The 24083-nt window shown below is 62.4% G+C and carries 22 protein-coding genes; 14 read left to right on the top strand and 8 right to left on the bottom strand.

Features of this window, described 5'->3' with window-relative positions; all coding sequences use genetic code 11:
• Positions 1 to 86: 86 nt before the first annotated feature.
• Complete coding sequence (locus tag HBO11_RS09720) at positions 87 to 779, bottom strand: DUF2076 domain-containing protein (RefSeq protein WP_169951156.1); 693 nt, start codon at positions 777 to 779, stop codon at positions 87 to 89.
• A 169-nt stretch (positions 780 to 948) separates the two neighbouring features.
• On the opposite strand from HBO11_RS09720, the gene HBO11_RS09715 reads away from it, so the two are divergent.
• Positions 949 to 1611: a YciC family protein gene (locus HBO11_RS09715; protein ID WP_169951158.1), complete on the top strand. Its 663-nt coding sequence runs from the start codon at positions 949 to 951 to the stop codon at positions 1609 to 1611.
• A gap of 72 nt (positions 1612 to 1683) precedes the next feature.
• Positions 1684 to 2772 (top strand): endonuclease/exonuclease/phosphatase family protein, encoded by a 1089-nt coding sequence (locus HBO11_RS09710; protein WP_169951161.1) that lies wholly within the window; start codon positions 1684 to 1686, stop codon positions 2770 to 2772.
• A 142-nt stretch (positions 2773 to 2914) separates the two neighbouring features.
• Here HBO11_RS09710 and hrpB read toward each other — a convergent pair whose 3' ends face one another.
• On the bottom strand, positions 2915 to 5422 hold the full coding sequence (gene hrpB, locus HBO11_RS09705) for an ATP-dependent helicase HrpB (protein ID WP_169951163.1): 2508 nt from the start codon (positions 5420 to 5422) through the stop codon (positions 2915 to 2917).
• A 235-nt stretch (positions 5423 to 5657) separates the two neighbouring features.
• On the opposite strand from hrpB, the gene HBO11_RS09700 reads away from it, so the two are divergent.
• Complete coding sequence (locus HBO11_RS09700) at positions 5658 to 6077, top strand: polyribonucleotide nucleotidyltransferase (RefSeq protein ID WP_169951165.1); 420 nt, start codon at positions 5658 to 5660, stop codon at positions 6075 to 6077.
• Between the two features lie 15 nt (positions 6078 to 6092).
• On the top strand, positions 6093 to 6986 hold the full coding sequence (locus HBO11_RS09695; protein WP_169951167.1) for a cation diffusion facilitator family transporter: 894 nt from the start codon (positions 6093 to 6095) through the stop codon (positions 6984 to 6986).
• Here the strand turns inward: HBO11_RS09695 and HBO11_RS09690 are convergent.
• A complete protein-coding gene (locus HBO11_RS09690) occupies positions 6983 to 7987 on the bottom strand; it encodes a DUF6515 family protein (protein WP_170058880.1) in 1005 nt (334 codons plus the stop codon). The genes HBO11_RS09695 and HBO11_RS09690 overlap by 4 nt on opposite strands.
• Before the next feature lie 416 nt (positions 7988 to 8403).
• Between HBO11_RS09690 and HBO11_RS09685 the strand changes: the two genes are divergently transcribed.
• On the top strand, positions 8404 to 8883 hold the full coding sequence (locus HBO11_RS09685; RefSeq protein WP_003176264.1) for an Lrp/AsnC family transcriptional regulator: 480 nt from the start codon (positions 8404 to 8406) through the stop codon (positions 8881 to 8883).
• A gap of 227 nt (positions 8884 to 9110) precedes the next feature.
• Positions 9111 to 9320, top strand: a complete 210-nt coding sequence (locus tag HBO11_RS09680; RefSeq protein ID WP_038448064.1) for a DUF2788 domain-containing protein — start codon at positions 9111 to 9113, stop codon at positions 9318 to 9320.
• On the opposite strand, the gene HBO11_RS09675 is transcribed toward HBO11_RS09680, so the two are convergent.
• From HBO11_RS09675 to HBO11_RS09660, 4 genes are all read right to left on the bottom strand, one after another.
• Complete coding sequence (locus HBO11_RS09675) at positions 9315 to 9950, bottom strand: pseudouridine synthase (RefSeq protein WP_262376926.1); 636 nt, start codon at positions 9948 to 9950, stop codon at positions 9315 to 9317. The two genes, HBO11_RS09680 and HBO11_RS09675, sit on opposite strands and share 6 nt — an antisense overlap.
• Positions 9951 to 10020: 70 nt before the next feature.
• Entirely contained in the window at positions 10021 to 11484 is a 1464-nt protein-coding gene (gene amn, locus HBO11_RS09670) for an AMP nucleosidase (RefSeq protein WP_029292211.1), read from the bottom strand.
• 208 nt (positions 11485 to 11692) lie between these two features.
• Positions 11693 to 13342 carry an acyl-CoA dehydrogenase family protein gene (locus HBO11_RS09665; RefSeq protein ID WP_169951171.1) on the bottom strand — a complete coding sequence of 550 codons (1650 nt, stop codon included), beginning with the start codon at positions 13340 to 13342 and terminating at the stop codon, positions 11693 to 11695.
• A gap of 88 nt (positions 13343 to 13430) precedes the next feature.
• Positions 13431 to 15800 (bottom strand): 7TM diverse intracellular signaling domain-containing protein, encoded by a 2370-nt coding sequence (locus tag HBO11_RS09660; protein ID WP_169951173.1) that lies wholly within the window; start codon positions 15798 to 15800, stop codon positions 13431 to 13433.
• Between the two features lie 287 nt (positions 15801 to 16087).
• On the opposite strand from HBO11_RS09660, the gene HBO11_RS09655 reads away from it, so the two are divergent.
• The 4 genes from HBO11_RS09655 to HBO11_RS09640 all read left to right on the top strand — a co-directional run bounded on the left by HBO11_RS09655 (position 16088) and on the right by HBO11_RS09640 (position 19608).
• Complete coding sequence (locus HBO11_RS09655) at positions 16088 to 16885, top strand: hydroxymethylpyrimidine/phosphomethylpyrimidine kinase (protein ID WP_169951175.1); 798 nt, start codon at positions 16088 to 16090, stop codon at positions 16883 to 16885.
• A gap of 18 nt (positions 16886 to 16903) precedes the next feature.
• The gene (gene thiE / locus HBO11_RS09650) at positions 16904 to 17527 is read left to right on the top strand and encodes a thiamine phosphate synthase (protein WP_169951178.1); all 624 of its coding nucleotides are present in this window, start codon (positions 16904 to 16906) and stop codon (positions 17525 to 17527) included.
• A 17-nt stretch (positions 17528 to 17544) separates the two neighbouring features.
• Positions 17545 to 18828: a glutamate-1-semialdehyde 2,1-aminomutase gene (gene hemL / locus HBO11_RS09645; RefSeq protein ID WP_169951180.1), complete on the top strand. Its 1284-nt coding sequence runs from the start codon at positions 17545 to 17547 to the stop codon at positions 18826 to 18828.
• A 225-nt stretch (positions 18829 to 19053) separates the two neighbouring features.
• Positions 19054 to 19608 carry a tetratricopeptide repeat protein gene (locus HBO11_RS09640; protein WP_169951182.1) on the top strand — a complete coding sequence of 185 codons (555 nt, stop codon included), beginning with the start codon at positions 19054 to 19056 and terminating at the stop codon, positions 19606 to 19608.
• A gap of 118 nt (positions 19609 to 19726) precedes the next feature.
• Here HBO11_RS09640 and HBO11_RS09635 read toward each other — a convergent pair whose 3' ends face one another.
• Positions 19727 to 20053, bottom strand: a complete 327-nt coding sequence (locus tag HBO11_RS09635; RefSeq protein ID WP_003215457.1) for a DUF1820 family protein — start codon at positions 20051 to 20053, stop codon at positions 19727 to 19729.
• A gap of 132 nt (positions 20054 to 20185) precedes the next feature.
• On the opposite strand from HBO11_RS09635, the gene miaB reads away from it, so the two are divergent.
• The 4 genes from miaB (at position 20186) to HBO11_RS09615 (ending at position 24077) form a co-directional block, all read left to right on the top strand.
• On the top strand, positions 20186 to 21514 hold the full coding sequence (gene miaB / locus HBO11_RS09630) for a tRNA (N6-isopentenyl adenosine(37)-C2)-methylthiotransferase MiaB (protein ID WP_057439015.1): 1329 nt from the start codon (positions 20186 to 20188) through the stop codon (positions 21512 to 21514).
• A 225-nt stretch (positions 21515 to 21739) separates the two neighbouring features.
• Positions 21740 to 22744, top strand: coding sequence for a PhoH family protein (locus tag HBO11_RS09625; RefSeq protein WP_169951184.1), 1005 nt, complete (start codon positions 21740 to 21742; stop codon positions 22742 to 22744).
• Positions 22737 to 23195 carry an rRNA maturation RNase YbeY gene (ybeY, locus tag HBO11_RS09620; RefSeq protein ID WP_169951186.1) on the top strand — a complete coding sequence of 153 codons (459 nt, stop codon included), beginning with the start codon at positions 22737 to 22739 and terminating at the stop codon, positions 23193 to 23195. Before HBO11_RS09625 ends, ybeY begins: the two co-directional genes overlap by 8 nt.
• A gap of 42 nt (positions 23196 to 23237) precedes the next feature.
• Positions 23238 to 24077 carry an HlyC/CorC family transporter gene (locus tag HBO11_RS09615; protein ID WP_169951188.1) on the top strand — a complete coding sequence of 280 codons (840 nt, stop codon included), beginning with the start codon at positions 23238 to 23240 and terminating at the stop codon, positions 24075 to 24077.
• Positions 24078 to 24083: the final 6 nt, after the last annotated feature.

Here is a 24083-nt window from a genome sequence, read left to right as displayed (position 1 = left end):
CCGCAAAGGCCGTCAGTATGCCAGTCAAGAGGAGGTTTCCGAGAAAAATCAGACCGGGGCGACAGCGCGCCCCGGTTCAGTGTGTGTCAGACGAAGGAGTCGTCGTCGCCAAGGAAGGAGGAATCGTCGGCATAACCACTGTCGGCGTAGGTGTCCGCGCTGTCATTGCCCCAGCCGCTGTTGTCACTGGCAGGCGCCGGCTCTTCGCGGATGATCTCTTCCACTACCTGCGGTTGCTGGTTGTGGCTGAACAGGCTGCTGATGCCTTGGGCCAGCATCACGCCACCGGCCACGCCGGCTGCGGTTTTCAGGGCGCCGCCAAGAAAGCCACCACCTGCGGGGGCCGCCTGCTGGGGTTGCTGATAGTTCTGTTGCGGCGCAGGCGCGCTGTTGAAACCCGGCCGGGTCGGCTCGCGCCAACCACCCGCGTTCGATGCCGGCGCGCTGGTCGCAGGTTGCGGCTCGCGGGAGCTGGCGCCAAAGATGCTCGACAGGAACCCACCACCGCTGGTGGCCGGCTGCGTTGTCCTGGCCCGTTGTAGTTCATCCTGCAATTGCTGGATCTGCTGCGCCTGCTGCTTGTTCTGCGCATCCAGGCTCTTGATCGCGGCTTCCTGCACCAGAATCGCCTGGGTCATGAAATACCCGGCGGCCGGTTGGCGAGTGATGTGCTCCTTGATCCGCGCTTCTGCCTGGGCGTCGCGGGGGGCTGAGTCCGTTTCGGCTTGCTGCAACCGTGAAAACAGTCCATCGATCAGGGTTTGCTCTTCGCTGTTCATGGCGACCTCGTTAGATTGCCGGTAAAAATCTGCGTCCCGCCCGCATTGGGCAAGGTACGCCACCAGTAATGGGGCTGGCCTGCGGCGTTTCAATGATCTTTACCCAAGGTTTACGTTTGTCGGTGATCGGTTAAAGTGTCCGCTGCTTTTTTGGCCTGTGATGACTTTGATGAATCCGTTGACCGTTCTGCGCGACTCTTTCTACTTTTTCCAGCGCAACCTGGGCGCCATCGTACAGTTGTGCCTGCCTTTGGTGATCCTGGAAGCCGTGTTGCAACAAGTGCTCGATCGCACCCTGGGCCCGCACGCGTTTACCGGCTACAGCATGATCGTCGGCCTGCTGGTGTACCCGCTGTACACCGCCGCCCTGATCCTGTTCCTCGACGCCCGCAGCCGTGGCGAGTCGCCGCGCACCGCCGACGTGCTGGCCATGGCGCTGACCCTGTGGCCCCGCTATGCGCTGCTGACCGCCATGAGCACCCTGCTGATCCTGCTCGGGCTGTCGCTGTATTTCCTGCCGGGGCTGTGGCTGATGGTCACCCTGGCCTTCGCCGAATACCTGCTGGTACTGCGTGGTATGACGGCGCTGGCGGCGATGAAGGAAAGTTTTCGCCTGACCCGAGGGCATTTCCTGCGCATCCTGGTCTGCCTGTTGTGCGTGATGACCCCGCTGTGGCTGCTCAAGGGCGCCAGCGTCGCGGCCTGGCCCGACCCGCAGAACCCGTTGCTGGCGGTGCTGATCGACAGTGCCCACAGCTTCCTGCAGCTGTTTACCAGCGTGGTGCTGTTCCGCCTGTTCATGCTGATCGCCGGTGATGCCGACGCCCGCTAACATGGTCCTTGGGCTCCCGGCCACCGGTCGGGTATGCTCGGGGCCTGTCCAGCAGCGCCATAAGGCGAGCCGATGACCCGTTTACTGCGTACCACCCTGGTAGGCCTGCTGATCCTCGCAGGCTTGCTGACCGCCCTGGTCTACAGCCTGACCTGGCGCCCCGCCGAAAAAGAGACCTTGCCCGTAAGCTGTGTCGCCCCGCGTGCGCCGACGCTGCTGCCCGGCCAGGCGCTCAAGGTGATGACCTGGAACGTGCAATACCTGGCCGGCAAAAACTACGTGTTCTGGTACGACACCCCCGACGGCAGCGGCCCGGACGAGCGCCCCACTATCGAAGACATGGCCTCCAGCCTGGACGAAGTGGCGCGGGTGATCCGCGACGAACAGCCAGACGTGCTGTTGCTGCAGGAACTGGACGAAGGCGCCAAGCCGTCCCATTACCAGGATCAACTGGCGCTGCTCCAGGAGCGCCTGGTGGACCTCTATCCGTGCAGCGTCCAGGCCTTCGACTGGAAAGCCGACTTTGTGCCCGACTGGCATATATTCGGCAGTGTTGGCCGCAAGCTGGTGACCCTCAGCCGCTACCAGATCGAACATGCCGAGCGCCTGCAACTGCCGGTGGCCCCGGCCAACCTGATCAGCCGTCAGTTCCAGCCCAAGCCTGCGTTGCTGCTCAGCTACCTGCCGTTGAGCGACGGCGGCCAACTGGCGGTGCTCAACACTCGCCTGGACAACGCCGCACCCGGCCACAGCGCGGTGCGCGAGCAGGTGCAGGCGACCATCAAGCTGCTGGATAAATTCGAAAGCCGGGGCACGCCGTGGCTGATTGGCGGGGATTTCAACCTGCTGCCGCTGGGGCAATTCCTACGCCTGGACGCCGGCAGACGCGGGCAGTATTCGCCGGACAGTGAACTGCATCTGCTGTGGGACAAATATCCGATGGTCCCCAGCAACAGCCAATCCAGCGGGATTGACCGGGCGCAGTGGCTGACCCACTTCCCCAACGACCCGGGCCTCGATGGGCCGGATCGCACGGTGGATTACCTGTTCTATAGCCCTAGGCTGAAGAAGGTTGAAGCGCGGGTGAGGCAGGACGATACGTTGCGTATTTCCAATCACCTGCCGGTGATTGCGCGGTTCCTGCTGCCCGCTGCGCAATAGCCCACAGCACACAACCGGATGTGGAATAGGGTTTGTGTAGGAGCTGGCTTGCCTGCGATAGCGGTCTGTCAGCCAGAACCTGACCAACTGACCCACCGCTATCGCAGGCAAGCCAGCTCCTACATTTGGATATTAAGCATGATTATTTGCGCGGCTTGATCCGCGCAGTCGCCTCCGCCACCAGCGGGTCATCCGGCCAGTAATGCTTGGGGTACCGCCCTTTTAGATCCTTCCTTACCTCGGCGTAGGTACTGCGCCAGAAGTTCGCCAGATCCTGGGTCACCTGCACCGGCCGCCGCGCTGGCGACAGCAGGTGCAACTTCACCACCTGCCGCCCACCGGCAATGCGCGGAGTGTCGGCCAGGCCGAACAGCTCCTGCAGGCGCACCGCGAGAATCGGCGGCTGCTCACTGTAATCCAGGCGTACCAATGAGCCCGACGGCACTTTCAAATGCTGGGGCGCCAATTCGTCCAGGCGCTGGGGCAGCGGCCAGGGCAACAGGTTGTGCAGGAAGCTGGAGATGTCCAGGTTGGCGAAATGGCTCAAGCGCGAGACCTTGCCCAGGTACGGCATCAACCAGCGCTCCAGGCTGGCGAGCAAGGCGCTGTCACTGACGTCGGGCCATTCGCTGGGTTTGCCGGCGTCCAGTTGGCGCAACAACGTGACACGGGCCTGCCACTGGCGCAGTTCCGGGGTCCAGGGCAGCAGTTCTAGGCCTTTGCGTCGCACCAGGTTAACCAGCGCCTGACTGCGGGCGGACTCGTCCAGGCCAGTCAGTGGCTCGCGGCTGAGCACCAATTCACCGACCTTGCGCTGGCGCTCGGCACGCAATACACCTTCGCGTTCGTCCCAATCCAGCTGATCGAAGCTGCGCACTTGCTCGGCCAATACCGAATCGAACAATGCCGGATCGAAGTCGGCGGCCAGGTAGATCCGCTCCTCACGCTGCCCCTGGCGGCTGCCCAGGTCGGCGATGACCAGCCACGGCTGTTTCATCAGGCTGTCGGCTTCGGCAAACAGCGCCGCGCGGCCATTGGCCAGGCGATACTCAGCGCCGCCGGCGCGGCGTTGCTGGGCCACCCGGTCCGGGTAGGCCAACGCCAGCAAGGCACCCAGCCAGCGCGGATGATCGGGATCGGCCACCGGTTGCTCGGCCTTGCCTCTGAGGTAGCCGCGATATTGCCGCGCCAACTGCCTGGCCCGCTGCACGCCACCTTGAGTGCCACGGGCCCGCTCCTCGCCGGACAGCAATGCCAGGCGACTGTGCAAATCCGCGCCCGCGCCGCGCAGGATGTCGCGCTCGCCCAGTAACGCGGCGACATCACAGGCCATATTCGCCAACCCCAGGTCCTGACCGCGCAACAACAAATGCGCGATACGTGGGTGCGCCGGCAGGCTGGCCATTTTCTGCCCGTGGGTGGTCAAGCTCGCGTCCTTCAACGCGCCCAGACGCTCAAGCAGATCCTGGGCCTGGGCATAGGCGGCGGTGGGCGGCACATCGAGCCACACCAGTTGCGTCGGCGTCACGCCCCAACGCGTCAGTTGCAGGGCCAGGCCGGCCAGGTCCGCCGAGAGGATCTCTGCGCTGCCATAGGCCGCCAGCCCTTCATGCTGGTCCTCGGACCACAGGCGGTAACATACGCCAGGCTCCAATCGCCCGGCCCGGCCGGCGCGCTGAGTGGCACTGGCACGGGAGATGCGCTGGGTGTCGAGGCGGGTCATGCCACTGCCTGGGTCGAAACGCGGGACCCGTGCCAACCCGGCGTCTATCACCACCCGCACGCCATTGATGGTCAGGCTGGTCTCGGCAATGTTGGTGGCCAGCACCACTTTGCGTTTGCCCGCCGGCGCCGGGTCGATGGCTGCCCGCTGGGCTGTCAGGTCGAGTTCGCCGTGCAGCGGGCACAGCAGCACGTCGCTGCGCTCACCGAGGGCGTCCGCCAACTGCTGATTGACCCGGCGAATCTCCGCCTGCCCTGGCAGGAACACCAGCACGCTGCCGGTTTCGTCGTGCAGGGCTTCAAGGATGGTCTGCACCAGCCGCGGCTCGATAAATTCACCGGGCTGGAATGGCCGGCCCCAGCGCATCTGCACCGGGTACATGCGCCCTTCACTGCGCAGGATCGGCGCGTCGCCCAGCAGACCCGACAGGCGTTCGCCTTCGAGGGTGGCGGACATCAGGAGGATTTTCAGCGGCTGCTCGTCACGAAACAGCTCGCGGCCGTTCAGGCTCAGGGCCAGCGCCAGGTCGGCGTCGAGGCTGCGTTCGTGGAATTCGTCGAAGATCAGCAGACCCACGCCGTCCAGCGCAGGATCATCCTGCAGGCGGCGGGTGAGGATGCCTTCGGTGACCACCTCGATCCGCGTGTTGGGGCCGACCTTGCTGTCCAGGCGGATGCGGTAGCCGACGGTTTCGCCGACCTTCTCCCCCAACTCACTGGCCAGGCGTTCGGCGGCGGCGCGAGCGGCGAGCCGACGCGGTTCAAGCATCAGGATGGTTTGCCCGGCCAGCCAGGTTTCCTGCAACAACGCCAACGGCACCCGTGTGGTTTTACCGGCGCCGGGCGGTGCTTCAAGCACCGCTTCATGGCGCGTCGCCAAGGCTTCACGCAAGGCGGGTAAAACATCATCGATTGGCAACGAATTCATACTGGCTCCAAGGCAGAACGGCGAGTATAACGGCGAACGGCTGGATATCGATGGTCTCTCAGGTGCTCAAATACGGCCACATGTGGGAGTTGGCTTGCCTGCGATAGCGCTGGGCCAGTAGCGGATTTGTTCATTGACCCACCGCTATCGCAGGCAAGCCAGCTCCCACATTTGAGCGATGGCACCAGGCAGATCTGCTTTATAGTCACACCCTACAAGTGTTCAGGAGAGTCCCATGCGTATTGCTTCCCGTGTCATCGGCGGTGTTCTGGCCGTCACCCTGTTGAGCCAGCTGACGGCCTGCGGTTCGATTTTCTATCCTGATCGCCGTGGCCAGATCGACGGCAAGATCGACCCGGCAATTGCCGTGCTCGATGCGGTCGGCTTGCTGTTTTATGTGATCCCCGGCCTGATCGCCTTTGGCGTGGACTTCGCCACCGGCGCGATTTACTTCGAGCCCGGCAAAACCGCACAAGTGGCCCCCGAAAAACTGCAAGAAGCCATCGGCGCCGACGGCAAGGTGGATAACACCAAGCTGCAAACCATCATCGAGCACGAAACCGGCCGCAGCCTGCCGCTGGACGACCCGCGCCTGATCCAGTTCAAGGGCAGCGTGCAACAACTCGCCGCCCTGGGCCTGCAACCTGCGGCATAAGGATTTGAGCGCCCCATGAGCACCAGCACCGAACACGCCCGGCTCTTGCGCCTGGCTACCCGCGCCTCGGTCGGCGTGGCCTGTGTCTTGATTGTCGGCAAAGCCATCGCCTGGTGGCTCAGTGGTTCGGTGAGCATGCTCGCCGGGTTGACCGACTCGCTGCTCGATGGCGTGACCTCGCTGGTCAACCTGCTGGCGGTGCACTACGCGCTGCGCCCGGCGGATGACGATCACCGTTATGGGCATGGCAAGGCGGAATCCCTGGCGGGCATGGCCCAGGCGCTGTTTATCGCCGGCAGTGCGGTGTTGATCGCCTTCCAGGCGTACCAGCGTTTGCAGCACCCGGAACCGGTGGGTGCGCCCTGGCTGAGTATTGCGGTGATTGTGCTGTCGCTGGCGCTGACCGTGGCGCTGCTGATCCTGCAACACCGGGTCATCCGCGAAACCGGCTCGAACGCGGTGCGCGCCGACTCGCTGCACTACCGTTCGGATCTGCTGCTCAACGGCAGCATTCTATTGGCGCTGGTGCTGGCCGCCTTCGGCTTGCATCAAGTCGATGCCTGGTTTGGCCTGGGGATCGCCGTCTACATCATCTGGAGCGCGATCCAGATCGCCCGGGAAAGCTTTGCGGTGCTGATGGATGAAGAGCTACCGGCCGAAGTCAGCCAGCACATGCTCGAACTGGCCCAGGGCGTGCCTGGCGTGCTGGGCGCCCACGATTTGCGCACGCGGATCTCCGGCAACCACTGGTTTGTGCAGTTGCACCTGGAGTTACCGGGAGAGTTGAGCCTGTCGGTGGCCCATGGCATCAGCGACCAGGCCGCCGATGCCATCCACCAGGCCTATCCACGGGCCGAAGTGCTGGTGCACGCCGACCCGCAGGAAGTGGTCACCGGGAACAAGGCCTAGTAGGTCACCTGATACCCGCGGCTGCTCAGGCAGTTGCCCTGGGCCTGGCGGTAGGTTTGCACCACCGCCGGCGCAGGCGCGTAGGTGACTGCCTGCGGATCGAAGCCACTCTGCTGCACCGCCCAGCGATAGCAATCGTAACCGTCCTGCTGCACCTGGGCGGGCGATTGGCCGTTGGCGGGATAGGCCACCACGTCATAGCCGTTGCCTTGGGGCGCCGGCTGCGGCGGCAGGCTGGCGACCGGCGGTTGCACCACCACGTACTGCTGGGTGCTGCTCTCGTAGCTGTAATAGGCGCCAGCGGCGAGGAAAAACAGCGCGCTGCCGACCCACACTTCCCGCGCATAGTCCGGCAGGTAATGCACACGAATCCCATAGGGCGGCGTAACCACTACATAGCGCGGGCCTTGGGGGCGATACCAATAGCCACCCGAGAAGAAATAGTCCTGGCCGCGATAGGGCACGCGGTAATTGCGGTCAGGGAAGCGATCCACCGTGTAGCCGGGCCGATACTGCGGGCCCGGGCCCCAGCCATTGCCGTGCCCGTCGGGGCGGCCTGGCCAGCGGTTGTCATTGGGGTGGCCGTCGTAGCCAGGACGCGAGCCGGGGCCGCCAGCTTGCCAATGTGGGTTGCCATCATTGCGCCGGGGAATGTCACGGTAGTTGCCCTGGCGCGGCTCCTGGGTCTGGCCGACAGAATCGGGCCGGGCCTGGATCGGCAGATTGCTTCCCGCCTGGGGTGCCGGGTGCGGGGCTTGATTGCCTTGCGGACGAGCCTGCCACTGGCCATTCTGGCCGCCGCGCTCGCCCTGCTGGTTTTGCGGGCGGGGCTGGTTGTGTTCCGGGCGCGGCTGGTTGTTCCCCGGCCCTCGCTCATGCTGCCCACCACCCTGCGGGCCTTGGCCCTGGCGGGGTGCATTGTCTCGTTCGTCGGCCATCACCTGAAAACCCATGGTGACCATCAACACACCTACACCTGCCAAACGCCAGATGGGCTTCATGCTATTCCTCACTGCGGATTAGGGCCTATGCATGAGACTGGAAAAGCCGGGCCCGGTTCTGCAACAGGTTATCAGTCACCCGCACAATTTTCGCCGGCAAAAGAAAAGGGCGACCCGTCGGTCGCCCCTTGAGAACTTCGTCCTGGCTCAACGCTTATGACGTTGGCTCACCTCACGCCGTCTTGTGGACAGTGTGCAGCCCGGGGGCCGGCGCAACCCGGTGGGGTTGGCGGGCCGCAGCCGGCCTGATTGGGCGGGCTGCAGTGGACTCTATGTCCGGGCAGTGATTCTGTTGGTAATCATAGGCGTGAGGCGCTGGTAGATGATTGCGAAGATTGCGTCAATAAACAGTGCTTGCGCAATTTTTAACCCTGGATAGATAATTCGCAGCAATAGTTACGACAAAGGCCAGCCCCATGAGCAAACTTGACCGATACGACCTGAGTATTTTGGCGGAATTACAGCGCGACGCGAGGATCTCCAACCAGGAGCTGGCCGAGCGGATTGGCCTGTCGCCGTCACCCTGCTCGCGCCGGGTCAAGCAATTGGAGGACGACGGCTACATCTCACGCCAGGTCGCCCTGCTCGACCGCAAGATGCTCGGCCTGAGCCTGACGGCCTACGTATTGATCGGCATGGACCGACACACACCCGAGCGTTTCGAGAACTTTGAAGCGGCGATCCGCACCTTGCCGCAGGTGCTGGAGTGCAGCCTGGTCACCGGGATGGATGCCGACTATCAGCTGAAGGTGGTGGTGCCGGACATGGATCACTATCAAAAACTGCTGCTGGGCCACCTGACCCGGATCGAAGGCGTGACCAGCGTGCGCTCCAGCTTTGTGCTGAACCAGGTGCTCAACAGCACCGAGTTGCCGTTGACTCACCTGCGCACCTGAAACTCACCACTAACCCCCTGTAGGAGCTGGCTTGCCTGCGATAGCGAAATTTCAGTCGCTGATATGCCAGCTGACAGTCCGCTACCGCAGGCAAGCCAGCTCCCACATTTTGAGCGCGCTCAGGCAGTGACACCTGGGTGCGACGCACCGACGCAGGTCAACGTTGCACCTGCCGCCTTGCCTTATACTTCGCGCCTGCCTTTGTCGGAAACTGCCCAATGAATTCGATTGACCCCGTGCTGTTTGAAGAGTGGATGATGACCGGCCTGGTCACCCTCCTGATCATTTTCATGGGCTTTATCGTCTGGGACCTGGCGAAGAAGTCCAAGGCCGGGCGCTTTGGCTCGCTGATTCTGTTCTTCGTGCTGGGCCTGGGCGTGGCCGCGTTTATCATCAAGAGCGTGGTCATCGGCCTGATCGAGTCCGGGGCTTTATAAGCGCGCCGGCACTTCGCGGTACTGGCCTTGGCCCAGGCCTTCAATCGACCAGTCGCCGATTTTCACCCGCACCAGGCGCAGCGTCGGCAAACCCACGGCGGCGGTCATGCGCCGCACCTGACGGTTGCGCCCCTCGCGGATCACCAGTTCCAGCCAATAGGTCGGCAGGTTTTTACGAAAGCGTACCGGCGGGTTGCGTGGCCATAGCGCCGGCTCGTCCAGTCGACGGGCTTCAGCCGGCAAGGTCATGCCGTCATTCAACTCCACCCCCGCGCGCAAGCGTTGCAGATGCTCCTCGGTGGGCTCGCCCTCTACTTGCACCCAATAAGTTTTCGCCAGTTTGTGCTTGGGATCGGCAATCCGCGCCTGCAACTGGCCATCATTGGTCAGCAGCAACAGGCCTTCGCTGTCCCGATCCAGGCGCCCGGCCGGATAGATGCCCGGGATATCGATGAAGTCCTTGAGGGTCGCGCGCCCGCCTTCGTCACTGAACTGGGTCAGCACGTCGAAAGGTTTGTTGAACAGGATCAACTTCGGCTCGGCCGGCGGCGCCTTGGCGACACGGCGAGCAGCGACATGGGGAGGTTTCACGCCAGGGCGGCGCGAGTCGGGACGGGGCGGACGGGACATGGCAACGGAATATCTAACGGTCAGGACCGACCATGCTAGTGGCCTGACCGTTAAATAACCACCCCGCTACTTAGCGGAACGGCGGCTCGTCAAAGCTGCGCAGCTTGCGCGAATGCAACGAGTTGAGCTCGGTGCGCAACAAGTCCACCGCCTCGATGCCGATCTTCAGGTGCTGGCTCACGGCCCGCTCATAGAACGCGTTGGCCGAACCAGGCAACTTGATTTCACTGTGCAAAGGCTTGTCCGACACACACAGCAACGTGCCGTAAGGCACCCGCAAGCGGTAGCCTTGCGCGGCGATGGTGCCGCTTTCCATATCCACGGCCACCGCGCGGGACAGGTTGATCAGCGGCCGCTCCTGAGCCCAGCGCAGTTCCCAGTTGCGGTCGTCGTAGGTCAATACGGTGCCGGTGCGCAGGCGTTTTTTCAGCTCTTCGCCCTTCTCGCCAGTGACGTTGGCCGCCGCTTGTTGCAACGCCATCTGCACTTCGGCCAGGGCCGGGATCGGGATGTTCGGCGGCACCACGCGGTCGAGAATGCCATCACGCCGCATATAAGCGTGGGCCAGCACATAGTCGCCGATGGTCTGGGATTGGCGCAGGCCGCCACAGTGGCCAATCATCAACCAGCAATGGGGACGCAGCACCGCCAGGTGGTCGGTGATGTTCTTGGCATTGGACGGACCGACACCGATGTTGACCAGGGTCACGCCGTGGCCATCGCTGGCCTGCAAGTGGTAGGCCGGCATCTGATAACGGTGCCAGACCACGCCTGCGGCAATGGCAGACGCTTCGCCATGGTCCATGCCTTTTTCGATGATCACGTTGCCCGGCAGCACCATGCGGATAAAGCGTGGGTCGCTGCGCAACTGCTCCAGGCCATGGACGATGAACTGGTCGACATAGCGGTGGTAGTTGGTCAGCAGAATCCACGGCTGCACATGGCGCCAATCGCTGCCGGTGTAGTGCACCAGGCGGCGCAGGGAGAAATCCACGCGGGCCGCATCGAACAGCGCCAGGGGCAGTGGGTCGGTGTTTTCCCAGTCATACAGGCCATCGGCGATGCCATCGGTGGCGGCGGACAGGTCAGTGCTGGGGAATACCCGCGCCAGGGTCGCGGCGGTCACCCCGGAGCCAGCCAGTTCGTCGCCCTGCTCCACCACGTATGGATAAGGGATGTTCTGCTGGCTGACGCCCACTTCCACCGTCACGGTGAAGTCGTGCATCAGCGGCACCAGTTGTTCCAGCAAGTATTTACGGAACGCCGCCGGATGGGTGACGGTGACGCTGTAGGTACCCGGCAACTGCACCTTGGCGTAAGCGCGAGTGGTCTGTGGGACTTCGCCGTGGCAGTGATAGGTCAGGCGCAGTTCCGGGTAACGAAACAGCGCACGTTGTGCGGCGTCGGGCTCGACGCGATCCTTGAGGTATTGCTTGAGAGCCTGGTTGAGCGCGCCGGTGGCACGCTCATGCAGAGCCGCCAGCCGGTCCACGGCCTCTTCGGCGGTTTGAACGACAACAAAAGCTTCGGTCACGGTAGGCTTCCTGTTTTCTTACATGCAGGAGGTCATCTTGCCTGCATCGCCGCCAGACGCAAACTCTGAATTGGCACGCCCACTCAAGATCAATGCAATCTCTGTGGGAGCTGGCTCGCCTGCGATGGCGGCGGGTCAGCCAATACATAGGTAATTGACCCAGCGCTATCGCAGGCAAGCCAGCTCCCACATTTTTTACCGGGTTTATTCAGAGAGACGGGGTTGAGCGGGCGACGATGGCCTGCACATCCACACCCCGTGGCAAGGTGCCGTATACCCGCCCCGACGACTCACCCAGGCGGCTGGCTATAAATCCATCGCTGACACTGGCATTGCCCGCCTCCAGCAACAACTTGGCCTGCAACGCCACGGCAATGTCCTCGGTCAGCTGTCGCGCCCGGTACTGGATGTCCTGGGTGTCCATAAACGCCGATTTCAACTGCTCGATATGCCGAGCCAGGCGTTTATCGCCATGCCCGTCGCCCAACTCGACAAACAATGTTTCCAGCACGCCCGGCTCTTTCGACAAGGCCCGCAGCACGTCCAGGCATTGCACGTTGCCAGAACCTTCCCACGTCGAATTGACCGGCGCCTCACGGTACAGGCGCGGCAGGATGCTGTCCTCGACATACCCGGCGCCGCCCATGCATTCGGCGGCTTCGTTGATCATCGCCGGGGCACGTTTGCAGATCCAATACTTGCCCACCGCCGTCACCAGCCGCGCGAACTTGGCCTCCTGCTCATCATCCAGATGATCCAGCGCCCGCCCCATGCGCAGGCTCAAGGCCAGGGCCGCTTCGCTTTCCAGGGCCAGGTCGGCCAGCACGTTTTGCATCAACGGTTGCTCACTGAGCACCCGGCCACCGACCAACCGATGAGCGCAATGATGGCTGGCCTGGGTCAGCGCCTGGCGCATCAAGGAGCTGGAACCGACCATGCAATCGAACCGGGTCATGGCCACCATCTCGATAATGGTCGGCACCCCACGGCCTTCTTCGCCGACCATCCACGCCAGGGCCCCGCGGAATTCGACTTCGCTGGAGGCGTTGGAGCAATTGCCGAGCTTGTTTTTCAGGCGCTGGATATAGAACTGATTGCGCGTGTCATCCGGACGCTGTCTTGGCAGTAGGAAGCAGGTCAGGCCCTTGTCAGTCTGGGCCAGGGTGAGAAAGGCATCGCACATCGGTGCCGAGCAGAACCACTTGTGGCCTACCAGCTCATAGGGCTGGCCAGGGCCGCCGGCGCCCACGGGATAAGCGCGGGTGGTGTTGGCGCGCACATCGGTGCCGCCCTGCTTCTCGGTCATGGCCATGCCGATGGTTGCGCCGGCCTTGTGGGCGATGCCGACATTGCGCGGGTCATATTCGGTGTTGAGGATTTTTGGCAGCCAGCTATCAGCCAGGTCTGGCTGCAGGCGCAGGGCCGGTACGCAGGCGAAGGTCATGGTCAGCGGGCAACCGGTGCCGGCTTCGGCCTGGCTGTGCAGGTAGGTCATGGCCGCACGGGCAACATGCGCGCCAGGCTGCGGATGGGCCCAGGGCAACGACGGCAGGCCATGTTCAACGGCGGTGCGCATCAGCTCGTGATAGGCCGGATGAAACTCCACCAGGTCAATGCGGTGACCATAGCGATCATGGCTGCTGAACACTGGCTTGTTCTGATTCGCCAGGAACCCCGCCTCCATCAGCGGCCCGCCTGCCAAGGCGCCGTAGGTATCGATACGCGCTTCGGCCCAGCCCGCCCCGAAGCGCCGCGACCACTCTTGCAAGGGCAGGTCGAGGCGATACAGATTGGCGCCGTCCAGGGACGGCGGCTGGTTGGTAACGTCGTGGGTTTCGGCGAACTGGTGCAGATTCATGACGGGCCTCCTGATAAAAGGCCACGTTCATTGGGGCCTTGAATTCAGTTAAGCATCGTCACCCCCCTTAAAAAAGTGGCATATGCGCCTAACTGCCGGCGCTTTCACCCTCTAGCGGGCACAGCAGGCGCCGCTGCAAGACCGCCTGCAACAGCTCGAAACGCACCGGCTTGAGTAACTGCTCCGTCAAGCCGATGCCATGACAATGCTGGCGCGCGCTGCCCTGCAGAGAGTCGCTCAAGGCGATCACCGGCAGCTCAGCGCAGCCTGGCAAGGCGCGGACCTGGCAGCACAGGGAAAAGCCGTCCTCGGGCACATCCAGCAGCACCGCATCAAACGCCCCTTCCTGCAGCATCGCCAGGGCTACGGGGCCGCTGTCGGCCACTTTTACCCGGTAGCCCAACTTGAGCAACATGCCGCGCAAGACCAATTGCGAGACGCTGTTGTCGTCCACCAGCAGTACCGTGCAGTCCTGTGGCGCGCGGTGCAGGTCCACGGCCCGGGACGGCTCCGGCGGCACCGCGATAACCGCCACCTCCAGCTGGAAACGGCTGCCTTTGCGCGGTTCGGAATGATGGGTCAGGCGCCCACCGAGCAATTCGATCAACTGCCGGCAGATTGCCAGGCCAATACCCAGGCCGCCGTATTCGCGGGTGGTCGAGCCATCCACCTGGAAGAAACGCTGATACAGGGTCGCCTCATCCAACTGCGCAAAGCCAATCCCGGAGTCAGTGACGATAAAGGTCAGATGCAAATGGCCATCAGCCCGGGGCACCCCCACCACACGTACGCGCACGGCGCCTTCGTGGGTGAACTTGAACGCGTTATCCAGCAGGCATTCCAGGCACTGCATCAGTTTGCCAGCATCGCCCTCCAGGCGATCCGGCAACTCGCCCGCCACATCAATGGAAAACTCCAGGCCCTTGCCCTGGGCATTACCCAGGAACTGCTGGCGCAAGGTATCGAGCACCCCGCGCAGGCTGAACACCTGCGGCTGCGCGCTAAGGCGGCCGGCCTGCAGTTCGGTGAGGGTGAGGATGCCGTTGACCATGCGCATCATGTCCCGCGCCGAGCCGGCGGCGGTTTGCTGGTACTGCGCGAGGTCGCCGGCCAGGGGCTCGGTCTGCATCAGTTCCAGTGAACCAATCACCCCGTTCATCGGCGTGCGCAGTTCATGGGTCAGGGTCGCGAGGAATTCGTCTTTCAACTGGTTGCTGTGGGCCAGTTGCTGGTTGAGCACTTCCAGTTTCTGGCTGGCATCAAACAGGATTTGCGCCTGCTGTTCGCGCATCGCGTTGATCCGGTCGGCCAGGGCCAGGGACAACAGGGCGACTTCGATGGCCGAGCCGATCTGGCTGGAGTACATGGTGAGAAACACATTGGGCAGGTAGCCCAACACCATCATCGTGTTGACCACCCCGCCGATCAGGAACGCCGACCAGGCGATGATGAAATACCGCGCCACGCGCTGGCCACAGCACCAGGCCCTGATCCCGGCGACAAAGATGGTCACGGTGAAAATCAGCGCCAGCGCGGTCGCCAGGCGCAGGGCCAGGGCATAGCTGGTCATCAGCGACAACACCATCACCACCGCCCCCGTGCCCACCAGCAACAGCAGCAGCCGGTCCACCCAGCGACTATAGAGGGCGGTGTGCAGGAAGCTGCGGGCAAACAGGCTGCCGAACAATGCCGACGCGCCGATCAGGAACGGCGTCGCCGCATTCGCCCACCAGGGGTTGTCCGGCCAGAAATACTCCACCGCCGCGCCATTCACCGAAAGCTGGTACATGCCGAACGAGGCGATATAAAGGATGTAATAGAGGTAGCTGGTATCGCGCACGCTGAGGTAGATGAACAGGTTGTATACCAGCATCCCCAGCAGCACACCGTAGATCAGGCCCAGCACATACAGGCGCAGCGGCTGGTCTTCCAGGTAGGCGGTGCTCGACCATAGGGTCAACGGGGCCTGGATCGAGCCTTCGCTTTGCAGGCGCAGATAGAGGGTCTTCTCCTCGCCCGCCTTGAAATCGACATTGAACAGGTAGTTGTTCTGGCGGATTTCCCGGCTGGCAAACGGCAATGCATCCCCGGTGCGCCCGGCCAGGCGGTAGCCACCGGCGCCATCGGGCACGTACAACTCAAGATGATCCAGGGGCGGATAGGCCAGTTCCAGCAGCCAGGTGCGCTGGGCGTGGGGATCCTTGGGCAGGTAATGCAGGTCGACCTTGATCCAGAACGCCGAGCGTGAATAGCCGGCATTGAGGGTGTCTTTATCATGGCGGGTGTAGCGGTTGGCCAGTGCCGCGGAACGGGCATCGGCGATAGTGACGCTGCCACTGGGATCTTCGAGGACTTGCATGATCCGGCCGAGGGGAAGGCTGCGGGTGGTTTCATTGAACTCGACGGCGCCGGCCAGCATCGGCAGCCCGCACAAGAGAAACATCAGCAAATAGCGCATAGAGCCCCAGCGTGGCCTGTCCGGTTATGTCAAAAGCCCCCCATTCCTTTTGAGATGACGTACACCGGCGATACATTTAAGTTGTTTGGATCCACTCTAGCATAGCCGGTAAAGGCCAAAAGACACCATTGAAATAATTTTTTGAAAGGCTCTAGGACGGGGCTTTCAGCGTTCAATCGCCCACAAATGAATGATGGCTTATAGCCATTTTTGCGCATGCTCCGGCGTAAAATACAAGCACTGCCCGACAGCCACGCAAAAAGCGTTTGGTGGTAAGCTCGCGCACCATGAATATCTACAGCTCCCGCCCCGTTGTCCTCTGTCTCTCCGGCCATGATCCCAGTGGTGGCGCCGGCTTGCAGGCAGATATCGAAGCCCTGCTCGCCCAAGGCTGTCATGCGGCCCCGGCCGTGACCGCGCTGACCGTGCAGAACACCGTCAATGTCAGTGATTTTCGCGTGCTCGACCGCGAGTGGGTATTGGCCCAGGCCAATGCCGTGCTCGGCGACTCGCAAGTGGCGGCGGTCAAGCTGGGCATGCTCGGCTCCACCGTGATGGTCGATACCGTGGTCGAACTGCTCCAGCAGCAGCCGCACCTGCCGGTGGTTTGCGACCCGGTGCTGCGCGCCGGTGGCGGCGGCAGCCTGGGCAAGGATGAGGTCGGTTATGCGATGCGCGAGCGGCTGTTGCCGTTGTCGCTGATCGCCACGCCCAACCTGCCTGAAGCACGCATCCTCGCCGAACTGCCCGAAGGCACGGCAGACGAATGCGCCGAAAAGCTGCTGCCGTTTATCAAGCACCTGTTGATCACCGGCGGTCATGGCGACGAGCATGAGGTGCACAATCGCCTGTACAGCCGCGACGGCACGCGCCGCACCTTCACCTGCCAGCGCCTGCCCGGTAGCTATCATGGCTCCGGCTGCACCCTGGCAAGCGCCCTGGCCGGCCGCCTGGCCCAGGGCGAAGGCCTGGCCAGCGCCGTGGAGTCGGCACTCAACTACACCTGGCGCACCCTGCGGGACGCCGAACAACTGGGCCAAGGGCAATTTGTGCCGCGGCGCCTGCCACTGGATTTCTGTTCGTAACACCAAGGGGCCTGCTCGATGAAATTACGTGGCCTGTATGCCATTACCGACAGCCAACTATTGGCCGGTAAGTTCCTGTCCTACGTCGAGGCCGCGCTGGAAGGCGGCGTGACCTTGCTGCAATACCGCGACAAGAGCAGCGACGAGGCCCGTCGCCTGCGCGAAGCCCAGGCGCTGCGTGAACTGTGCGCGCGCTACAAGACCCAGTTGATCATCAATGATGATGCCGAACTGGCCGCGCGCCTTGGCGTCGGCGTCCACCTGGGCCAGACCGACGGCCCGCTGACCCCGGCCCGGGCGCTGCTCGGGCGCAATGCCATCATCGGTTCCACCTGCCACAGCCAGATCGAACTGGCCGAACAAGCCGCGCGCGAAGGCGCCAGCTATGTTGCCTTTGGCCGTTTCTTCAACTCCACGACCAAGCCCGGCGCGCCCGCGGCCACCGTTGAAATGCTCGCCCAGGCCCGCGCCCGCTTGCAGCTGCCGATCTGCGTGATCGGCGGCATCACCCTGGAAAACGCCGCGCCCCTGGTGGAGCACGGCGCCGATCTGCTGGCGGTGGTCCACGGCCTGTTCGGTGCCGACAGCACCCAGGAAGTGACGCGCCGCGCCCGCGCCTTCAACGAACTCCTCAAATCCTGAATTCAGAGAGCCTGCCCATGTCTCGTTCCGAAACGTTGTTTGCCAATGCCCAGAAACACATCCCCGGTGGTGTGAACTCCCCCGTGCGTGCGTTCAAGAGCGTCGGCGGCACGCCCCTGTTCTTCAAGCACGCCGAAGGCGCCTACGTCACCGACGAAGATGACAAGCGCTACGTGGACTACGTCGGTTCATGGGGCCCGATGATCCTCGGCCACAGCCATCCCGACGTGCTGGACGCGGTGCGCAAGCAGTTGGAGCATGGTTTGTCGTATGGCGCACCCACCGCCATGGAAACCGAGATGGCGGACCTGGTGTGTTCGATCGTGCCGTCGATGGAGATGGTGCGCATGGTCAGCTCCGGTACTGAAGCGACCATGAGCGCGATTCGCCTGGCCCGTGGGTTCACCGGCCGCGACAGCATCATCAAGTTCGAAGGCTGCTACCACGGCCACTCCGACAGCCTGCTGGTCAAGGCCGGTTCCGGCCTGCTGACCCAGGGCGTACCGAGTTCGGCGGGCGTGCCAGCAGCGTTTGCCAAGCACACCCTGACCCTGCCGTTCAATGACATCGGCGCCGTCGAGCAGATGCTCAGCGAAGTCGGTCAGGAGGTGGCGTGCATCATCGTCGAGCCGGTGGCCGGCAACATGAACTGCGTGCCACCGGCCCCGGGATTCCTCGAAGGTCTGCGTGAGCAGTGCGACAAGCACGGCGTGGTGTTGATCTTCGACGAAGTGATGACCGGTTTTCGCGTCGCCCTCGGCGGTGCCCAGGCTCACTACGGCGTAACGCCGGACCTGAGCACCTTCGGCAAAATCATCGGCGGCGGCATGCCGGTAGGCTGCTTCGGCGGCAAGCGCGAGATCATGCAGCACATCGCGCCACTGGGCCCGGTCTACCAGGCTGGCACCCTGTCCGGTAACCCGCTGGCCATGGCCGCCGGCCTGACCACCCTGCGCCTGATCAGCCGCCCGGGCTTCCATGCCGAACTGAGCGACTACACCACCCGCCTGTTGGACGGCCTGCAACAACGCGCCGATGCGGCGGGCATCCCGTTCGTCACCACCCAGGCCGGCGGCATGTTCGGCCTGTATTTCAGCGGCGCCGACGATATCGTCACCTTTGACGATGTGATGGGCAGCGATGCCAACCTGTTCAAGCGCTTCTTCCACCTGATGCTCGAAGGCGGTGTGTACCTGGCACCGAGTGCCTTCGAGGCCGGTTTCACCTCCATCGCCCATGGCGAAGCCGAGCTGAAACTGACCCTGGATGCTGCCGAGCGTGCCTTCGCCGCTTTGAAGTAAGACAGCCACAACCTGACGCCGCCCCTGGTGGCGTCAGATTTGCTACCTTGCTTACAGAAATTTCCTCGTTTTTTCGAGAAATCACCTGCAATCCGGCAGATAACTTGCCCACGCAGCAGAAAAACGAGTAAAGACTTTGTAAGCAGAGGCCTGCTTATTTCATAATGCGCGCTTATTGGATCCCCACGTGGCTCCACGCGCCCCGTCAGAGGTAAGTCGATTCCCATGAAACGCACCGGCCGCACCCTGGTTCTGGGCTGCCTGTTGCTCCTTCAACCGCTGCTTGCACATGCACAAGCGGGCGGCAACTCGTTGTTGATCCCAGCGATGGGTCGTTGCACCCTCAATACTCAGCCCGACAGCCAGGCCGAGGCGCTGAACGCCTGCCAGGCCCTGGCCGATAGCGGGGATGCGCAGGCGCAATACGAGTTGGGTGAATTCTTCTACGACGACAAAAACCCTGCCCGCGACCTGAACAAAGCCCTGAGCTTCTTCGAGAAAGCCTCGTTGCAGGGCCATGCCCAGGCGCAGTTCAAGCTGGGCAGCATGTTCTTCCACGGCGAAGGCGTGCCGGCCAATAACGTGCAGGCGTATATCGTGCTGAAGATGGCGGCGGTCAACGGCGCCGAAGATGCCCTCGACACCGCTGACGAAGTGGCCGAGCACATGCAGCGTGATGAGCTGGAAGTGGCGACCCAGGTACTGGGGCAGATTTTCCGCAATTACTTGCAGGAATTGCAGAGTGCGGATGGGCGTTCACCCTTTTCGCCGCTGCCTTGAGGTTGTCTAAACCCTTCTGACGTCATCGCAGGCAAGCCAGCTCCCACATTTGAATGCGTTCACAAATCAAAATGTGCGAGCTGGCTTGCCTGCGATAGGCGCAACGCGGTCTAAAAGCCTACTTCTCAGGCATCGGCATCGGAAACGGCATGACATTGCTCATGCCCCGCGCTTCGCTGATCTTCGGCGTACCCAAGCGTTCGACTTCATCGATACGCACAATCGAATGCATCGGCACAAAACTGCGCACCACGCCTTCGAACTGGGCCTTGAGCTTTTCCTCGCCCGGATCGACGACCAGTTGCGTGCGCTCGCCAAAGACGAACTCTTCCACTTCCAGGAAGCCCCACAGATCACTTTGATAGATCTGCTTGGCGTACATTTCGAACACCTGGCCCTGGTTAAGGAAAATCACCTTGTAGATTGGAGCTTCACGTTTGGTCATGGGGGGCGGGCAGCACATCGGCGGATATAAATGAGGGCGCGAACTATAGCATGGCACCTGATGCACAGTGCTAGGAACCAATGGGCATGCCCCCTATAATGCGCGGTTCTTTACCACCAGTTGACGATTCCCATGGCCAAGAAGCTTTACATCGAAACCCACGGTTGCCAGATGAACGAGTACGACAGCTCGCGCATGGTCGATCTGCTGGGTGAACATCAGGCCCTGGAAGTCACGGCTCGCGCCGAAGATGCCGACGTGATCCTGCTCAATACCTGCTCGATCCGCGAACGGGCCCAGGACCGGGTCTACTCGCAGCTGGGCCGCTGGCGCGAACTGAAACTGGCCAACCCGGACATGGTAATCGCCGTCGGCGGTTGCGTGGCCAGCCAGGAAGGCGCCGCCATTCGTGACCGCGCGCCCTACGTCGACGTGGTCTTCGGCCCGCAGACCCTGCACCGCCTGCCGGAAATGATCGACGCTGCGCGTATCACCAAGCTGCCGCAGGTGGACGTCTCGTTCCCGGAAATCGAAAAATTCGACCATTTGCCCGAACCACGCATCGACGGCCCCAGCGCCTATGTGTCGGTGATGGAAGGTTGCAGCAAGTACTGCACCTTCTGCGTGGTGCCTTATACCCGTGGCGAAGAAGTCAGCCGGCCGTTCGACGATGTGCTTGCAGAAATCATCCACCTGGCCGAAAACGGCGTGCGTGAAGTGACCCTGCTGGGGCAGAACGTCAACGGCTACCGCGGCCAGACCCACGATGGGCGCCTGGCGGACCTGGCCGAGCTGATTCGCGTGGTTGCGGCGGTAGATGGCATCGAGCGGATTCGCTACACCACCTCGCACCCGCTGGAGTTCTCCGACAGCCTGATCCAGGCCCACGCCGAAGTGCCGGAGCTGGTCAAGCACCTGCACTTGCCGGTGCAATCGGGTTCGGACCGTATCCTTTCGGCGATGAAGCGCAACCACACGGCGCTGGAGTACAAGTCCAAGTTGCGCAAACTGCGCGCCGCCGTGCCGGGCATCTGCATCAGCTCGGACTTTATCGTTGGGTTCCCCGGCGAGACCGAGAAAGACTTCCAGCAGACCATGAAGCTGATTGAAGACGTCGGTTTCGACTTCTCCTACTCCTTCGTCTACAGCCAGCGCCCCGGCACTCCGGCTGCCGACCTGGTCGACGAAACCCCGGAGGAGCTGAAAAAGGAGCGCCTGAACGCGCTGCAGCATCGCCTCAACCAGCAAGGCTTCGAGATCAGCCGACAGATGGTCGGTTCGACCCAGCGTATCCTGGTCACCGATTACTCGAAGAAAGACCCGGGCGAGTTGCAGGGGCGCACCGAGAACAACCGGATCGTCAACTTCCGCTGTGATAACCCGACGCTGATCGGCCAGTTCGCCGACGTGCACATCGACGCGGCGCAACCGCACTCGCTGCGCGGCTCGTTGATCCAGTAACCCATCAATACTCCTGACTGGTGGAGATCTAAATGTGGGAGCGGGCTTGCTCGCGATGGCAGTGGATCAGTGACAGATGCATTGACTGACACACCGCCTTCGCGAGCAAGCCCGCTCCCACATGGGAACCGCGCAGCATTCCGATTACTTAAGTGCTTTCGCACACCGGCAGCTGGCGTTATCCTCTATTTCACCTAAACAGCCAAAGGGCGGCTAAAAGCAACCTTGAACGCACCCATAGCAGAACCCCATCGTTTCCTCCTCGAGCCGTTTGAGGCTCGTCGTTTCGCCAATCTGTGCGGACAGTTCGACGAGCACCTGCGCTTGATCGAACAACGCCTGAGCATCGAGATCCGCAACCGCGGCAACCAGTTCGAGCTTATTGGTGAACCCCAGCACACCACGTCTGCAGAAAACCTGCTGCGTCGCCTCTACCGCGAGACCAAGGGTAGCGAGCTGTCGCCGGAAACGGTGCACCTGTACCTGCAGGAATCGGCCGTGGAAGACCTGGCCAACAACCCGGTGGCCGAAGCCAGCGTGGCGCTGCGTACCAAAAAAGGCATGATTCGCCCACGGGGCTTGAATCAGCAGAAGTACGTCAAGGAAATCCTCGGCAACGACATCAACTTCGGCATCGGCCCGGCCGGTACCGGCAAGACCTACCTGGCCGTGGCCTGTGCGGTAGACGCCCTGGAGCGCGAACAGGTGCGACGCATCCTGTTGGTGCGCCCGGCGGTGGAAGCGGGCGAGAAACTGGGCTTTCTGCCCGGCGACCTGGCCCAGAAGATCGACCCGTACCTGCGCCCGCTGTACGACGCACTGTATGAAATGCTCGGCTTCGAATACGTGGCCAAGCTGATCGAGCGCCAGGTGATCGAGATCGCCCCGCTGGCCTATATGCGCGGCCGCACGTTGAACAACAGCTTCATCATCCTCGACGAAAGCCAGAACACCACGGTCGAACAGATGAAGATGTTCCTGACGCGCATCGGTTTCGGCTCCACGGCCGTGATCACCGGCGATATCACCCAGGTCGACCTGCCCAAGGGCACCAAGTCGGGCCTGGGCCAGGTAATCGAGGTGCTCAAGGACGTGCCGGGAATCAGCTTTACCCACTTCATGCCCAAGGACGTGGTGCGTCATCCGTTGGTACAGCGCATTGTCGAGGCCTACGAGCGTTTCGAACACCGCGACGACGGCCTGTCGAAGGACAACCGCCGCGATGCTTGAGCTTGACCTGCAACTGGCCACCGAAGCGCCAGCCCCCAGCGAAGCGCAGTTCCGCCAATGGTGCGCACTGGCCCTGCGCCAGCGCAGCGCTGACTCGGAACTGACCATCCGTCTGGTGGACGAACCTGAAGGCCGCGAGCTGAATCACACCTGGCGCCAGAAAGACTACGCAACCAATGTGCTGTCGTTCCCCGCCGATGTACCGGACGAACTGCTGGATATCCCGCTGCTGGGTGACCTGGTGATCTGCGTCGCCGTGGTGGAGCGCGAGGCGCAAGAACAAGGCAAGGCCCTTGAGGCCCACTGGGCCCATTTGGTCATGCACGGCTGCTTGCATCTGTTGGGCTACGACCATATAGATGATGAAGAAGCCGAAGAAATGGAAGCACTGGAACGAACGTTGCTTGCAGAGTTGGGTCATCCTGACCCCTATGCAGACGACGAACACTAATCGACACTCAACTGAAACAATCAAGGATTTAGAGTAATCGCTATGAGCGAAGACCGATCGAGCAACGGGCAAAAGTCATGGCTGGGTAAACTGACCCAGGCTTTTGCCCACGAGCCGAAAAACCGCCAGGAGCTGCTGGAGCTGCTGCGCGAGGCCCATCAGAACAAGTTGCTGGACAGCGAAGCGCTGGCCATCGTCGAAGGCGCCATCCAGGTGGCTGACCTGCAAGTTAGGGACATCATGGTCCCGCGTTCGCAGATGATCAGCATCAAGGCGACCCAGACCCCACGGGAATTCCTCCCGGCCGTGATCGACTCGGCGCACTCGCGCTACCCGGTGATCGGCGAAAGCCATGACGACGTCATGGGTGTCCTGCTGGCCAAGGACCTGCTGCCGTTGATCCTCAAGGAGAACGGCGACAGCTTCAACATCAAGGACCTGCTGCGTCCTGCGACCTTCGTGCCTGAATCCAAGCGCCTGAATGTGCTGCTGCGCGAGTTTCGCGCCAACCACAATCACATGGCCATCGTCATTGACGAATACGGCGGCGTCGCGGGCCTGGTGACCATCGAAGACGTGCTGGAACAGATCGTCGGCGATATCGAAGACGAACACGACGTCGAAGAAGACAGCTACATCAAGCCGCTGCCCAGCGGTGATTTCCTGGTCAAGGCGCTGACGCCGATCGAGAACTTCAACGAGTTCTTCGACAGCGGATTCTCCGACGATGAATTCGACACCGTCGGCGGCCTGGTGATGAGTGCGTTTGGCCATCTGCCCAAGCGTAACGAAACCACCGAGATCGGCGCCTATCGCTTCCGCATCCTCAATGCCGATAGCCGTCGCATCCACCTGATCCGCCTGACACCTATTGCCCGCTAAGGACTG

The organism is Pseudomonas sp. WS 5010, from assembly GCF_012985565.1.
Classification (GTDB): Bacteria; Pseudomonadota; Gammaproteobacteria; order Pseudomonadales; family Pseudomonadaceae; genus Aquipseudomonas.
The sequence above is the reverse complement of the archived record's forward strand: the minus strand, read 5'-3'. Positions and strand labels throughout refer to the sequence as shown.